This is a genomic window from Acinetobacter lwoffii (genome assembly GCF_024129685.1).
GTDB classification, from domain to species: Bacteria; Pseudomonadota; Gammaproteobacteria; order Pseudomonadales; family Moraxellaceae; genus Acinetobacter; species Acinetobacter lwoffii_X.
The window spans coordinates 33,676-48,265 of sequence record NZ_JAMXXL010000001.1 but is presented as its reverse complement, the minus strand read 5'-3'; the positions used below and the strand labels follow the sequence as shown (position 1 = coordinate 48,265).

The 14,590-nt window shown below is 46.1% G+C and carries 10 protein-coding genes; 3 read left to right on the top strand and 7 right to left on the bottom strand.

Features of this window, described 5'->3' with window-relative positions; translation table 11 throughout:
- Positions 1–14 precede the first annotated feature (14 nt).
- Positions 15–1,850, top strand: coding sequence for a tetratricopeptide repeat protein (locus NI464_RS00215; RefSeq protein WP_253137570.1), 1,836 nt, complete (start codon positions 15–17; stop codon positions 1,848–1,850).
- 67 nt (positions 1,851–1,917) lie between these two features.
- Here NI464_RS00215 and NI464_RS00210 read toward each other — a convergent pair whose 3' ends face one another.
- The 7 genes from NI464_RS00210 to NI464_RS00180 all read right to left on the bottom strand — a co-directional run bounded on the left by NI464_RS00210 (position 1,918) and on the right by NI464_RS00180 (position 11,647).
- A complete protein-coding gene (locus NI464_RS00210; protein WP_253137569.1) occupies positions 1,918–3,336 on the bottom strand; it encodes an efflux transporter outer membrane subunit in 1,419 nt (472 codons plus the stop codon).
- 10 nt (positions 3,337–3,346) lie between these two features.
- Complete coding sequence (locus NI464_RS00205) at positions 3,347–5,323, bottom strand: MacB family efflux pump subunit (RefSeq protein ID WP_153567029.1); 1,977 nt, start codon at positions 5,321–5,323, stop codon at positions 3,347–3,349.
- 2 nt (positions 5,324–5,325) lie between these two features.
- A complete protein-coding gene (locus NI464_RS00200) occupies positions 5,326–6,687 on the bottom strand; it encodes a MacA family efflux pump subunit (RefSeq protein WP_253137568.1) in 1,362 nt (453 codons plus the stop codon).
- A 124-nt stretch (positions 6,688–6,811) separates the two neighbouring features.
- The gene (gene holA / locus NI464_RS00195; RefSeq protein ID WP_004733070.1) at positions 6,812–7,798 is read right to left on the bottom strand and encodes a DNA polymerase III subunit delta; all 987 of its coding nucleotides are present in this window, start codon (positions 7,796–7,798) and stop codon (positions 6,812–6,814) included.
- Positions 7,799–7,807: 9 nt separating this feature from the next.
- Positions 7,808–8,341: an LPS-assembly lipoprotein LptE gene (locus NI464_RS00190; protein ID WP_153567027.1), complete on the bottom strand. Its 534-nt coding sequence runs from the start codon at positions 8,339–8,341 to the stop codon at positions 7,808–7,810.
- A gap of 207 nt (positions 8,342–8,548) precedes the next feature.
- Complete coding sequence (gene leuS, locus NI464_RS00185; protein ID WP_153567167.1) at positions 8,549–11,170, bottom strand: leucine--tRNA ligase; 2,622 nt, start codon at positions 11,168–11,170, stop codon at positions 8,549–8,551.
- A 123-nt stretch (positions 11,171–11,293) separates the two neighbouring features.
- Complete coding sequence (locus tag NI464_RS00180; protein ID WP_153567166.1) at positions 11,294–11,647, bottom strand: DUF4124 domain-containing protein; 354 nt, start codon at positions 11,645–11,647, stop codon at positions 11,294–11,296.
- 686 nt (positions 11,648–12,333) lie between these two features.
- Here NI464_RS00180 and NI464_RS00175 point away from each other — a divergent pair.
- The gene (locus NI464_RS00175; RefSeq protein ID WP_253137567.1) at positions 12,334–14,061 is read left to right on the top strand and encodes an acetolactate synthase 3 large subunit; all 1,728 of its coding nucleotides are present in this window, start codon (positions 12,334–12,336) and stop codon (positions 14,059–14,061) included.
- On the top strand, positions 14,058–14,549 hold the full coding sequence (gene ilvN, locus NI464_RS00170) for an acetolactate synthase small subunit (RefSeq protein WP_004278369.1): 492 nt from the start codon (positions 14,058–14,060) through the stop codon (positions 14,547–14,549). Before NI464_RS00175 ends, ilvN begins: the two co-directional genes overlap by 4 nt.
- The last annotated feature ends 41 nt before the right edge of the window (positions 14,550–14,590 follow it).

The following is a 14,590-nucleotide window of genomic DNA, read 5'->3' as shown; positions in this document are numbered from 1 at the left end:
GTTTTGGAGCAGCTATGTGGTTCTTGCTGGTACTGATTTTGGGGATAGGGGCGTTGGCGATCTGGATGTGGAAACGTCCGGATCCGGTGAAACGTGATCAGGCGAAGGCTGTACAACATGATTTATGGATTGAGCAGATTGATGCTCAACTGAAACATGCAGCACGTTTGAGTTCAGATCCGGAACATCCGAATTATGAACGTGCCTATCAGATTTATCAGGGACTGGCTCAGCAACAGGAAATTCCACAAGCCTATGTAGGTATGGGCCTAATGCATCTGCAAGGTCTAGGGCATGAGCAAAATACTGAAAAAGCCATCAGCTACCTGGACAAAGCCTTTCGCTTGGGCAGTGATGAAGCAGCCTATCATTTGGGGCAGATTCATGAAGGGGAGGCGTATCAACAGGCTGACCCGGAAAAAGCTTTGTATTGGTACCGACATGCGGTAGCACGTGGCAATCTGGATGCCCAATATCGTATTACTGAACTTTCTTCTACCGAAGGTCAGCCTCAAAACGAGATGACTGCAGAAAAACAGCGTCTGGCATTGTTAATTCAAAATGCCGGACAGGGTCATGCCAATTCGCAGTATCAGCTGGCCCAGTATTATCTGGCAGATTCAACAACCCAAGATTTAGTGCAAGGAATTCATTATCTGTTTCTGGCGGCACAGCAAGATCATTTGGCTGCCAATCAGCAAATCGCCGATGATTATGCGCATGGTCAGATTCTGCCCCAAGACCTGACGCAATCGCTGCAATTTATTAAACGTTGTATCAGTCTCGGTGACCAGAAAGGTCTCTATGATTATTATGCCGGTGTGTTACAAGGCCGTATCGATACCGACCAGCTTCAACGCGTGTTCCAGCATTTATTGCAGCAGTCCAAAGAGCATGCCGATGCACAAGCCAAGACTTTAATCGGGCTGGCTTATTTTCATGGCTGGTATGTTGATAAAAATGAAACCATGGCATTTCGTTACTGGTCGGAAGCGGCCAACAGTCAGCATGCGCCTGCATTATGCATGATTGCTGCGCTGTATTTTGAGCAGCACCTGGTGGCCAACGAACCGCAAAAAGCATTTGAGTTATATCAGGCTGCCTATCAGCTTAGTCCTGATGATGTGTCTGCACAGATGGGGCTAGCGCTGTGTTATTTAAATGGTGTCGGTACAGTAAAAGACATTGCCAAAGCCACACAAATGATTCAGAGCGCGGCACAGCACTATTGGCAGATTGTGGCTCAGTCTGAAGCAGATTTAATTTATATCGTCGGCCGGTTTTATAGTCTGGCTGAATATCCCTTACCGATACGTGATAAAGCTGTCCAGTACCTGAATCAGGCGGTTGCGAAAGGTTCGAAAGAGGCTGCATGGTTTCTGTATCAAGCCCTGTTAGGCATTTATCCTGTGTATATCAATAATGCAGAGCTGGCCAATCGTTATCTGCATCAGGCTGCGCAATTGGGTCATGCCCAGGCACAGGCAGAATTGGGCTTGAAATATCTTAAAGGCCAACAGATTGCGCAGGATATTGCCTTAGGCTTGAGCTATCTGCAAAAAGCAGCCGCTCAGCAGAATGGTGTAGCACTGAATGCTCTGGGTGAAGCATATGAACAGGGTCAAGGTGTTGAGAGCAATATTGAGCAAGCCGTACAGTATTATCAGCAGGCGGCAGCGCAGGTAAATGCGGATGCTTATAGCCATCTTGGACGTTTATATACCAAGGGAATTGGCGTGGAGCGTGATATCGGAATCGCACGGGACTGGCTGGAAAAAGGCAGTTTACTCGGACATGAGCGATCCACTGAATTATTGAAAAATGTGAATGCGTATTTGCAAATGAAATAAACTGACTCAAATCATATGAGCTAAAAAACCGCTGTCTGACAGCGGTTTTTTTATGGATCAAGCTTTGTTAAGGTAATTGTTTAATCGGGCTACCACCCAATGCCTGCATCAAGGTGACATAAGCATTGTACTGGTTCTGTCTGGTTTGCACCAAAGACAGCCGCGCATTGCGCGTAGTTTCCTGTGCATCCAGCAGGTTTTTCAACGCCACCGCACCATTACGATAACGCACTTCAGTCAAGCGTTCAGTTCTTTCTGTCAGCTCAACATTGCGTTGCTGTAATGCAACCTGCTTAGTGAGCTCAGTACGATTCGACAAGGTATTTTCCACATCAGCAAAGGCTTCATACATGGTCTGGCGATACTGGATAATGGCTTTTTCATATTCCAGCTCATTGACTTGCAGATCACGTTTCATGTCATTCCATTGCAGGAAAGGCAAAGTCAGACCAGCACCTAAAGTTGCAACCGGATTTTTCAGTGCATTGGAGAGGGACGTACTGCTGCCAATACCGGTGGTCAGATTACCGGTCAAACTAATGGATGGATAGTAGCTGGCTTTGTTGGCATCTTTATTGGCCAGTGCCTTACGCAAGCGCAGTTCAGTCGCTCGAAGGTCAGGACGACGTGACAATAAACTTGCCGGTAAGTCGGCCTGAATACTCGGCAATTGAATATTCGGTAAACGACTTGGCTCTTGAATCGCGAGCTGTTGTACCGGCATATGCAGCAATACCGCGAGTCCGGTACGTGTTTCCACACGTTGTTGTTCAATCTGGCTTAAGGTTGCCTGTTGGCTTTGAATCGCCTGTTCCGCCTGGGTTAAATCCAGACCGGATACTGCGCCGGCACGATATTGCACTCGCACCAAATCATAGGTTTTTTGCGCGGTCGCCAGATTTTGCTGTACCACGCTATAACGTTCATTCAGATAAGCCAGTTGCCAATAGAGTTGCGCCGTGGTGCCAATCAGGCTTTGAGCAGTTGCCTGCAAGTCTTCTTCAGAGGCTAAGGCCTCCCAGCGAGCGGCTTCGGTTTGATTGGCCAGTTTGCCAAACAGATCCAGTTCATAGCTTAAGCCTGGATAACCCAGAGAAATACCGGTCGAAGAATCGCCACCACCATCTAGGCTAAAACGATGACCCGTTGAAATTCTTGCATCACCGACACGAACGCCTTGCTGGCTTTGAGCCTGTCTGGCTTGAATGCGGGCCTGTTGTAAACTGATGCCAGCCACTGCCAGGTCGGTATTCTGCGCCAATACTTCATTCACAAAATTATTTAATTGCGGATCTTTAAATAAAGTCCACCATTGATCTGCCAGAATATCGGCATGAATCTGCTGACTAAGCACCTTATTGTTTTGAAAGCTGCCCGGCATATTGATTGCAGGCTGTTCATAGGGGGTTTTCACCACTGCGGCACAACCGACCAGCGAGCTTCCCAGCAACAGGGCACTGGCAAGCTTGGTTAAATTCATTTGCATATCAGATTCCTTATTCGCGAGAGAGCGCATCGACTGGATTCAGACGAGCAGCGTTACGTGCCGGGATAAAGCCAAACACAATCCCGATCAGGCTTGAGCAGACAAAGGCCGCTACAATCGAAGTGGTTGAATACGCCATCTGGAAAGTACCGCCGGCAAAATGGGTAATTAATTGGCCAATCCCGAGGGAAAGCAGCACACCCAAAATACCACCCAAGATACAGACCAGAACGGCTTCAATCAGGAATTGCTGCAAAATATCACTTTGACGGGCACCCACCGCCATACGCACACCAATTTCCTGAGTACGTTCGGTTACCGATACCAGCATGATGTTCATGACCCCAATTCCGCCGACCACCAGTGAAATTACCGCAATTGCTGAAATCAGCAGAGTCATGGTCGCCGTGGTTTGCTGAATGGTTTCACGAATACTGTCGGCATTCTGGGTAAACACATCCTGCGCGCCATGTCGCTGTACCAGCAGATTCAGAATCGCATTTTCAGCCGCCGCACTTGGGTATTCATCCTTAATCCGCACAATGATGCTACGCACATTGGATTGCCCCAGCATACGGCTCATGACGGTGGAATACGGCAGATAGACATTCAGGCTGTCATTATTGCCCATCATGCCTTTTTGCGCGTCAATCACCCCGATAATCCGGCTCGGTACGCTCCCGAGTAAAATCACCTGACCCACCGGATTGGTGCCATCCTTAAAGAAGGTGTTTTTGGTATTGGTGTCAATGACGACATCTTGCGCCTGTTGCATGACGCTACTGCGGTCAAAAGGCTGACCGGACTGGAAAGTCATGCCACGCACGTAGAAGAAATCTTCACTGACGCCGTTGACCGTAGTTGAAGCTTCGATTTCTTTATAACGGCCGGTGACACTGCTATTCACTGATGGGCTGACGCCATCGACATACGGTTGTTCAGCTAGCGCATCGGCATCGGCCGGAATCAGGGTTTTGGACTGTGAAGATCTGGAATTATCCCCAAAGCCTCGACCCTGAAATACGGTAATGGTATTGGTCCCCAGACTGCTGATATTTTCCAGAATCTGCTTTTGTGAGCCATTACCGAGTGCCACCACCGAGACCACCGAAGCAATACCGATAATGATTCCGAGCATGGTGAGGAAAGTCCGCATGCGATGTGCATTCATGGCCAGCAAGGCCATCCGGAAGGCTTCACCGAGACGGTCAACTGCAGAACGCCATGAAGAAATCTTCTTTTGTTCACTGCGGATCAGCAGCTGTTTTTCCAGATGCTCTTCGACTTCAGGAACATTGGGCTGGTCGGAAATGATATTACCGTCTGAAATCTCGATAATCCGGGTCGCATTTTTCGCTACATTATGATCATGCGTGACCAGAATGATTGTATGACCTTTGGCATTCAGTTCACGCAAAATACGCATCACTTCAATACCGCTGTTCTTGTCCAATGCACCTGTCGGTTCATCGGCCAGAATCACGTCACCGCCATTCATTAGCGCACGGGCAATCGAAACCCGTTGCTGCTGACCACCAGAGAGCTGGCTCGGACGGTTCTGGGTTTTTTCACCCAGACCGAGATCAGTCAGAATCTTGACGGCTCGTGCATGTCGTTCAGATGAATCCGCACCGGCATAAATCGCAGGGACTTCGACATTGCCTGCTGCATTTAAATCGCCCAGCAGATGATAACGCTGAAAAATAAAGCCGAAATATTCACGGCGTAATTGCGCCAGTTCATCCGCTTCCAGTTCCCGGGTTTCACGGCCTTTGACCTTGTAGCTACCCGTGGTCGGTTTGTCCAGACAACCCAGAATGTTCATCAGGGTCGATTTACCGGAACCGGACTGACCGACAATCGCCACCAGTTCACCCGGATAAATCTCTAGATTCACCCCTTTTAAAATCTGGATCGTGCTTTCACCCGCAGGGAATTCACGAACCAGATTTTTCACCTCGAGGAGAGGCTGTTGTTGTGAATTCATGCTTACATTCTCATTGGGCCACGGCTATTGCCACCGCGTTTTGCTGCATCATTGGAGGTGTCAGAACCATCGGCAATCACCACCTGATCACCACGTTTTAAACCTTTCAGCACTTGCGCAGTCGCACGGTTATTCAAGCCGATTAATACAGGGGTTGGTTTCGCAGTACCATCGGCTTGCAAGACACGAACCATGCCACGTTGTGCTTTACCTTGCTCAATCAATGCAAGTTCTGCTTCAGACAGGTTTAGACGCGCTGGACGTTCACCGGCAGGGCGATTGCCTTGAGCCGATTCAGCTTCAGGACGTGATCCCGGACTGCCTTCACCGCGAGAACCCTCACCACGCGCTTCACCACGATTGGCACGTGGCGGACGGTTTGAACCTTGAATGGCCGCAGCAGGAATGGTCAGCACATTTTTGGCTTCATCCAGTACGATATAAACTTGTGCAGTCATATCAATACGTAATTTTCCATCTTCATTCGGTACATCGAACAATGCGTTGTAATACACCGCAGAACTTGACGATGAGCTTGAGGTATTGCTATCGGTATTAATTGAATTGGGTGCAGGCTCAACCTGACGCAGTTTGGCGTAAATCTTTTTCTCGTTATTGCCTAAGGTAGTGAAATAAACCGTTTGACCTTCTTCAACTTTCATGACATCTGCTTCAGAAATTTCAGCTTTAATGGTCATGGTGTCCAGTTTTGCCAGTTTCACAATAGTCGGCGCACTCTGGTTGGCGTTTACAGTCTGACCTTCTTCGGTCACAATCGCCACAATCGTGCCATCCATCGGCGCCACAATCTGGGTGTAACCAAGATCTTCTTTGGCAGTCGCCAGCGTCAAACGCGACTGTTCAATCTGTGCATTGATGGCGGTGATATCCGCTTGCGCCGTTTTATAGTTCGCAAATGCCGATTCCAGCTCTGAGCGAGAAGTGGCATCCTGTGCATACATGGCTTTCTGACGGTTGTATTCAGCTTCAACTTTGGCCAAATTCGCCTGTCTTACTGCAAGTTGTGCCATCTGATTTTTAATGCTGGCTTCAGCGGTTTTTAAATCATTTTCCTGACGAACGGAGTCAATCCGCGCAATCAGCTGACCTTGCTTGACCTGATCGCCCAGTTCTACATACATTTTTCTGACCTGACCCGAAACCTGCGCCCCCACGCTGACCATCTTGGTCGCTTCCAGAATACCAGTCGCCAGTACAGAGCTTTCGATATCGCCTTGGGTGACTTCAGCCGTAATATATTGCGGAGGCTGTTCTTTGGGTTTGAGGAAGTACCACCCCGCAGCGATGAGCGCAATGGCAATCACGGCGGCCATAATCAATTTCGTCGGTTTTATTTTTGGCATGATCAATATCGGTTCAAAATCAGAGAATTGTGAACGATTATAAAAGCGAAATTAGGATAAATCGTGTATTTTTTTAAACTAATAGGAATGATTATTATTTTATTTTTCGAATTTTGACAAAGACTTAGTGAAATAGGGGCTTGCCACAGATACTGGAAATCGCCTGTAGTACCAAATGCTCCGGATTTTCATGTCCGAGTCCTTTAATTGAGGCATCAATTCTTAATAATAACCCCGGCCAGGCCAGAAAAGTCTGTGGGCTGAGACGGCGCAAGGCTTGTTGATATAACCCGACTTTGGTTTTCCAGATCCCGATTTGCAAGGCATTTTGCGGTTGTTCAAACAGCTGCATCAACAGACGCATTTCCTTGCTGAGACTCCATAAAATCAGGCTCATCGGTTCACCTGAAACGACTAGATACTGAAAAATTTTGATCGACTGGGAAAGATTACCTTGTAGCAGGGCATCGCTCAAATCATAGGTGCTATAACGTGACTGATCTTGTAAACATGCATATAAATGATCAACCTGAATGATATCGACTTCAGCAAAGGTATCGCTAACCCGCATCAGGCTGTTCTTTGCTGCAAGCAGGTTGTGCTCATGATGTTGTTCCAGCCATTGCCAGGCATCATTGGCTAAACGAATGCCGAGTTTTTCAGCTTCAATACCCAGAATCTGCTGCCGGTCTTTTGGATAATTGGCCACCAGCGAAACATTCACACCATTGGCATCAATCAGCTGAAAGAAACTGGATTTCAGGCTATTACTATCCTGTTTGGGCATCACCACCAACAGCAGGTTTTGTTCATTATGCTGCAAATAGTTTTTCAGTAACTTGATTGCGCTGGCATCCGGTTTGATATTGCCATGTACTTCAATCGCCAACTGGGTTGAAAACAGCGACAAGCTGTTCAAGGCATTAAAGACGGTTTTCCAGTCGGCGACCGAACTAATGTCATAGCGTTGACGTTCAATGTCCTGCTTTTGCCAGCTGGCCCGAAAGGCATCAATTAAATTCTGTTCCAGCAAAGGCTCTTGACCATGCAAGACCCAAGCACCGCGAGCTTCATCGACACGTTTCAGGGCTTGCAGATAATCAAGTTTCATAAAGAGGTCTTATTGAGCAGGTTGCGCTGAGGTATTTTGTTTGGCTAAGGGTAAGCGGTTCGATGAAATCTGACGCGCGATCTGCTGCGCCACATCATCAATAATGACCTGATTCAGATATTTTTGTTCCTGGTCATCGGTGTTGACCGTTTCAATATCATATTGATACGTACGTGTTGCCACGACAGTGCGTGGTTCAGTGATCGGATTGCCTTGTGCATCTTCAATCCGGAAAGTCACGTTTAAACGTAACAAGGTTTCAACTAGTTTACCGTTCAGTTCCAGACGGCGAGGGGTGTAATCCAGGACACGTAACACATAAGCTTTAGGTGCATTACTTAGCTGTACGCCTGCAGCACCGAGGTAAACTGCCAGTTTCTCTTGCAGTTCTTCAGTGTTGGGCGGTAAAGACAGGCTCATGACAGAGTAAGCAACAGGTGCGGAGCTCGGATTGGTTCCTTTCAGATGAAAACCACAGCCGACTAAGCCTGCACTCAGACCACAAGTTAAAACAATTGCTGCTAAACGTTTGCCCAAATGCATGTGTTGCCCTCTATGCTTCCCGAAAGGGAATATTTGAAATCCTGAACTGGATTGTAAAGTCAAAGCCCGTTGGCTGGCAACGGGCTTTGTTTGGGAATTGTGAAATCCTTCATAAAGTTCCTTCTCCCTTTGGGAGAAGGTTAGGATGAGGGTTTATATATTTACCTCTCCCTAACCCTCTCCTGAAAGGAGAGGGAATGTAAGGACTTAAACCACCAAATTCACTAATTTATTCGGTACCACAATTTCTTTCTTGGTTGGGCCAGTCAAGAATTGTTGAACTTCAGGCAATGCTTTGGCTTGAGCCAAAATATCATCTTTAGAAGCATCGACTGATACTTCTAACTTACCACGGAGTTTACCGTTGACTTGAACCACAATCGTTTGTGTATTACGTGTCAGCGCAGATTCATCTACCGCAGGGAATAAAGTTGAATTCAATTCAATCCCAAATTCGGCCAATAAAGTCTGGCTTAAATGCGGTGCAAATGGTGCAAGTAAAGTTAACAGCGTGGTAATCGATTCACGTGCAACCGCCACGTCATTGTCATCTTGGGCTTCAAATTTGTTGTTAGCATTTAAAAGTTCCATCAATGCAGCAATGGCAGTGTTAAATGCATGACGACGTTCAATATCATCACCGACTTTTTGGATGGTTTCGTGTGTCTTACGACGTAGGTCTTGCGCAGCCGTAGACAGTGCCGATTTGTCGATGTTTGCAGCAGTATTCGCTTTTTCAAGGAAACCTGTTGCTAAACGCCATACACGTTTCAGGAAGCGGTTTGCACCTTCAACACCGGCATCAGACCATTCCAGTGATTGATCAGGTGGTGCAGCAAACATCATGAATACACGTGCCGTATCTGCGCCGTACTGGTCAATAATCGATTGTGGGTCGATACCGTTATTTTTCGATTTCGACATTTTTTCCTGACCACCAACCACAACTTCCTGGCCATCTTCTTTATATTTTGCAGAAAGCACACGGCCTTTTTCGTCTTTTTCAAGTTCGATATCTGCCGGGTTAAACCAGGTTTTCTTGCCAGATTCAGCTTCACGATAGAAGGTATCTGCAAGCACCATCCCTTGCGTTAACAAGTTAGTGAATGGTTCATTGCCTTGTACCACGCCTTCATCACGCATCAATTTGTGGAAGAAGCGTGCATAAAGCAAATGCAGAATCGCGTGTTCAACACCACCGATGTATTGGTTGACAGGTAACCAAGTTTGACCCGCTTCAGGTTTTACCATGCCATCAGTAAAGTCTGGAGATGCATAACGTGCATAGTACCAAGATGATTCCACGAAGGTATCTAGCGTATCTGTTTCACGACGAGCATCGCCACCACAGCTTGGGCATGACGTTTCGTAGAATTCAGGCATTTTGTTCAACGGGTTACCTGAACCATCTGGAACAACGTCAGTCGGAAGAACCACAGGAAGCTGCTCTTCAGGTACTGGCACTTGACCACATGATGGACAGTTAATCATTGGAATTGGACAACCCCAATAACGCTGACGAGATACACCCCAGTCACGTAAACGGAATTGAACTTTAGAACTTGCCAGGCCTGTTGGTTCTAATTTCGCAAGGAACGCATCATAAGCTGCTTGAAAGTCTAAACCGTCAAATTCAGCAGAATTGACCAATTTACCCTCTTTAGAACCGTACCATTCTTGCCATTGTGTAGCATCAAAGTCTGCATCGTCTGCGCCTTTAGCAGCAATCACTTGTTTGATGGTTAAGCCATATTTATTGGCAAATTCAAAATCACGTTCGTCGTGTGCAGGTACAGCCATCACTGCGCCAGAGCCATAAGACATCAACACGTAGTTGGCAATCCAAACAGGAACTGCTTCGCCAGTGACAGGATGCTTCACAGACAGACCTGTTGCCATGCCTTTCTTTTCAGCAGTGGCAAGGTCAGCTTCAGCCACAGAACCCATACGGCATTCTTCAATAAATGCTTTAAGTTCAGCATTATTTTCCGCAGCTTTCAGCGCCATTGGATGTTCTGCTGCAACTGCAACATAAGTCACACCCATTAAGGTGTCAGCACGTGTGGTGAATACAGTAAGGCCGTCTGCGTAAATTTCAGGATTCGCTGAAGGGAAGGTAATGTCCATCCCTTGTGAACGACCAATCCAGTTACGCTGCATGGTCAGAACTTGTTGTGGCCAGCCATCTTTAAGCGTGTCCAGGTCGTCAAGTAACTCTTGCGCATAATCGGTAATGCGGAAGTAGTACATTGGAATATCACGTTTTTCCACCAATGCACCTGAACGCCAGCCGCGACCATTTTCAACCTGTTCGTTGGCAAGAACAGTCTGATCGACCGGATCCCAGTTCACTGTTGAAAGTTTACGGTAGATCAAACCTTTTTTATAAAGCTGAACAAATAACCATTGTTCCCAGCGATAGTATTCTGGGGTGCAGGTCGCAAATTCACGATCCCAATCTACTGCAAGCCCGAGTTTTTTTAACTGGTCGCGCATGTAGGCGATATTTTCGAAAGTCCATTTTGCTGGCGCAACCTGGTGTGCAATCGCTGCGTTTTCAGCAGGCAGACCGAAAGCATCCCAACCCATCGGTTGCAGGACCGTTTCACCTTTTAAGCGATGGAAACGGCTGATCACGTCACCAATCGTATAGTTACGCACATGACCCATATGCAGCTTGCCACTTGGGTAAGGGAACATCGAGAGAATATAACGACGTGGACCTTCTACTTTGTCGGCAACTTTAAAGGCTTTGCGAGATTCCCAATCCTGTTGGACTTGAGGCTCAATCGCACTGGCTTGATATTCGGAATCAATGTGAGTAGTCATAAACGTATCAGTGAATTACGGTGAAAAAAGTCTGTTGCACAGCATAGCGCAAAATGCACCTAAAAGTGAATTTTGCGCCGGCATTTCCCGAAGAAAAAACATGCTGTTCTATATGGAGCTGTCTTATAAAGCAACTGCACGGTTTTTAGATTGCTGTAAGGCTTCGTTGGCTTCACGTTGTTGCTGGTCCTGATTCACAGGAACTTGAGGGGCTTGTTGCTGTTGTTCTTGAGGTGTGTTTTCGGTTTTCACTTCAGTTTCAGCCGTTCTAGGTGATGCCGGTGCTGAATTTTTCCAGCCATAGGTGTCTACTGTGGTGGTTTTTTTCGCAGATTTCGGCGGTGGCGTCTTGGTATAATGCGTGACGCCTTTCGCATCGACCCATTTATGATACTGGATCGCGGAAGCGCTGGTGCTACAGATGCTCAAAACAACTAGGCAACTCAAACTGAAGGCGGTTAAAAAAGATATTTTCATTGTTCTTGGACCTCGGCTTGCTAGGCATGGAATACTGCAATTATTGTAGTGATATTTTCAGTAAAAATGATGGATTTTTATCTGCTTTATTCAAAGCGAGCTGCTTAAATAAGCTCAATCTAGCGTAGAAGAAATCAGAGATAAATCTTCATATACAAAATTTATTGATAAACAATTTCCTTTCATTTGATAAAAATTCATTCATTTTTTTTATATAAGACATATTAAAAATTTATAAAATTAAGCCATTAACTATATGAATTTTATTGGATTAGATGAATAGGAAAGACAGTAAATGCATGGCTATAAGCTGATATTGCTGTTAAAAACAGCAGATCTAGGCGCTATAAGCGTAGATTGTCTGTTTTTTAAACTTGACTTTAAAGCCTGAAAACACAAGAATGCTGCAATAGTTTTATATGCCTTAGATCGATCACCCTTCGACTAAGTGTCATTTCATGCAATGGGCGATTTCTCTAGCCGAGAAATTGAACAAAGCTAAGCAAAATATGTTTATCCCAACATGTTTTAGATCCCGTATTGCTCGAACAGCGAAGAGATCAGATTTTTTTCCTATTGCTTTGAAAACTATGAAATTTGTGTGCTATAACAGTGCAGACAGTTAACAAATGAAACACTGCAAATGCCTCCCATTTGTGCAGTGAATAATATTAGGGTGAATCACGTTGGAACTTCTATCTGGTGGTGAAATGCTTGTTCGCGCATTAGCGGACGAAGGCGTTGAACATGTTTTTGGATACCCAGGCGGCGCAGTTCTTCATATTTATGATGCGCTATTTCAACAAGACAGAATCAATCATTATCTCGTACGTCACGAACAGGCTGCCGGTCACATGGCCGATGCTTACTCACGCGTGACAGGCAAGACCGGTGTTGTGCTAGTGACTTCAGGTCCGGGTGCAACCAACACGGTAACGCCAATTGCAACGGCCTATATGGACTCAATCCCGATGGTGATTTTGTCAGGTCAGGTTGCGAGTCATCTGATTGGTGAAGATGCATTCCAGGAAACCGATATGGTCGGTATTTCACGTCCAATCGTGAAACATAGTTTCCAGGTGCGTCATGCCAGCGAAATTCCTGCAATTATCAAAAAAGCCTTTTATATTGCGTCTTCAGGTCGTCCAGGTCCTGTAGTGATCGATATTCCAAAGGATGCGACCAATCCTGCAGAAAAATTTGCTTACGAATACCCAGAAAAAGTGAAGATGCGTTCGTATCAACCACCGTTCCGTGGTCACTCAGGTCAAATTCGTAAAGCGATTGAAGAGCTGATCCATGCTAAACGTCCTGTGATTTACTCAGGCGGTGGTGTGGTTCAAGGCAATGCTTCAGCACAATTAACAGAATTGGCGCATTTATTGGGTTATCCAGTGACCAACACCTTGATGGGTCTTGGCGCATTCCCGGGTAGTGATGAACAGTTCATCGGTATGTTGGGGATGCACGGTACTTACGAAGCCAACATGACCATGCACAATGCAGATGTAATTCTGTGTGTGGGTGCGCGTTTCGATGACCGTGTTACTAATAACCCTGCGAAATTCTGTCCGAATGCAAAAGTCATTCATATTGATATCGACCCAGCGACGATTTCAAAAACCATTATGGCGCACATTCCAATTGTCGGTGCTGTAGAGCCTGTACTGAATGAGATGTTGAACCAGTTGAAACAGCTTAATGTTTCTAAGCCAAATCCTGAAGCGATTGCGGCATGGTGGAAACAGATCAATGAATGGCGCAAGGTTCATGGTGGTCGTTTTGAGGCAGGTGTTGATGGTGTAATGAAGCCACAACAAGTGGTTCAGGCATTGGACAAAGTGACCAATGGCGAAGCGATCATTACTTCTGACGTCGGTCAGCATCAAATGTTTGGTGCGATGTATTACAAATACAAACGTCCACGTCAATGGATCAACTCAGGTGGTCTAGGCACTATGGGTGTAGGCTTGCCATATGCAATGGCTGCGAAGCTTGCATACCCGGAACAGCAAGTGGTGTGTATCACCGGTGAAGCATCGATTCAGATGTGTATCCAGGAACTGTCGACCTGTAAGCAATATGGCCTGAACGTCAAAATCCTGTGCCTGAATAACCAGTCTTTAGGGATGGTGAAGCAGTGGCAAGATATGAACTATGAAGGACGTCATTCAAGTTCTTATGTAGATTCATTACCTGACTTTGCCAAACTGATGGAAGCTTATGGTCATGTTGGCATTCAGATTAATCATGCCGATGAGCTAGAGTCTAAGCTTGCAGAAGCGATGGCAATTAACGACAAGTGCGTATTTATTAACGTTATGGTAGATCGTACCGAACACGTTTATCCGATGTTGATTGCGGGTCAATCGATGCAGGATATGTGGTTGGCTAAAGGGGAGCGCACGAAATGAGACATATTATCTCTGTACTCGTAGAAAACGAATCAGGCGCGCTTTCTCGTTTAGTGGGTTTGTTCTCACAGCGTGGCTACAACATCGAAACATTGAACGTTGCCCCGACTGAAGATCCAACACTTTCACGTTTGACATTGACCACTTATGGTGATGATCACAAGATTGAGCAAATTACCAAACAGCTTAACAAGCTGGTTGAAGTGGTGAAAGTGGTTGACCTGTCTGAAGGTGCACATATTGAGCGTGAATTGATGCTGATTAAAGTCAAAGCATTGGGTTCATCGCGTGACGAAATCAAACGTACGGCAGATATTTTCCGTGGTCAGATTGTCGATGTAACACCAACGACCTATACCATTCAAATCGCGGGTACCACTGAAAAAGTGGATGCGTTTATTGATGCACTTGCAGAACACACGATTTTAGAAGTGGTTCGTTCAGGTGTATCAGGTATCGCACGCGGCGAAAAAGTACTCACCATCTAAATTTTAAGTATTTCCTCATCTGAATAAGAAGAGGGTATCAG

What these genes read in the sequence shown, in the direction of transcription:
- NI464_RS00215 (WP_253137570.1), top strand. Translation starts at nt 15, where the DNA reads ATGTGGTTCTTGCTGGTACTGATTTTGGGGATAGGGGCGTTGGCGATC.
- NI464_RS00210 (WP_253137569.1), bottom strand. Translation starts at nt 3,336, where the DNA reads ATGCAAATGAATTTAACCAAGCTTGCCAGTGCCCTGTTGCTGGGAAGC.
- NI464_RS00190 (WP_153567027.1), bottom strand. Translation starts at nt 8,341, where the DNA reads ATGCATTTGGGCAAACGTTTAGCAGCAATTGTTTTAACTTGTGGTCTG.
- holA (WP_004733070.1), bottom strand. Translation starts at nt 7,798, where the DNA reads ATGAAACTTGATTATCTGCAAGCCCTGAAACGTGTCGATGAAGCTCGC.
- NI464_RS00205 (WP_153567029.1), bottom strand. Translation starts at nt 5,323, where the DNA reads ATGAATTCACAACAACAGCCTCTCCTCGAGGTGAAAAATCTGGTTCGT.
- leuS (WP_153567167.1), bottom strand. Translation starts at nt 11,170, where the DNA reads ATGACTACTCACATTGATTCCGAATATCAAGCCAGTGCGATTGAGCCT.
- NI464_RS00200 (WP_253137568.1), bottom strand. Translation starts at nt 6,687, where the DNA reads ATGCCAAAAATAAAACCGACGAAATTGATTATGGCCGCCGTGATTGCC.
- NI464_RS00180 (WP_153567166.1), bottom strand. Translation starts at nt 11,647, where the DNA reads ATGAAAATATCTTTTTTAACCGCCTTCAGTTTGAGTTGCCTAGTTGTT.
- ilvN (WP_004278369.1), top strand. Translation starts at nt 14,058, where the DNA reads ATGAGACATATTATCTCTGTACTCGTAGAAAACGAATCAGGCGCGCTT.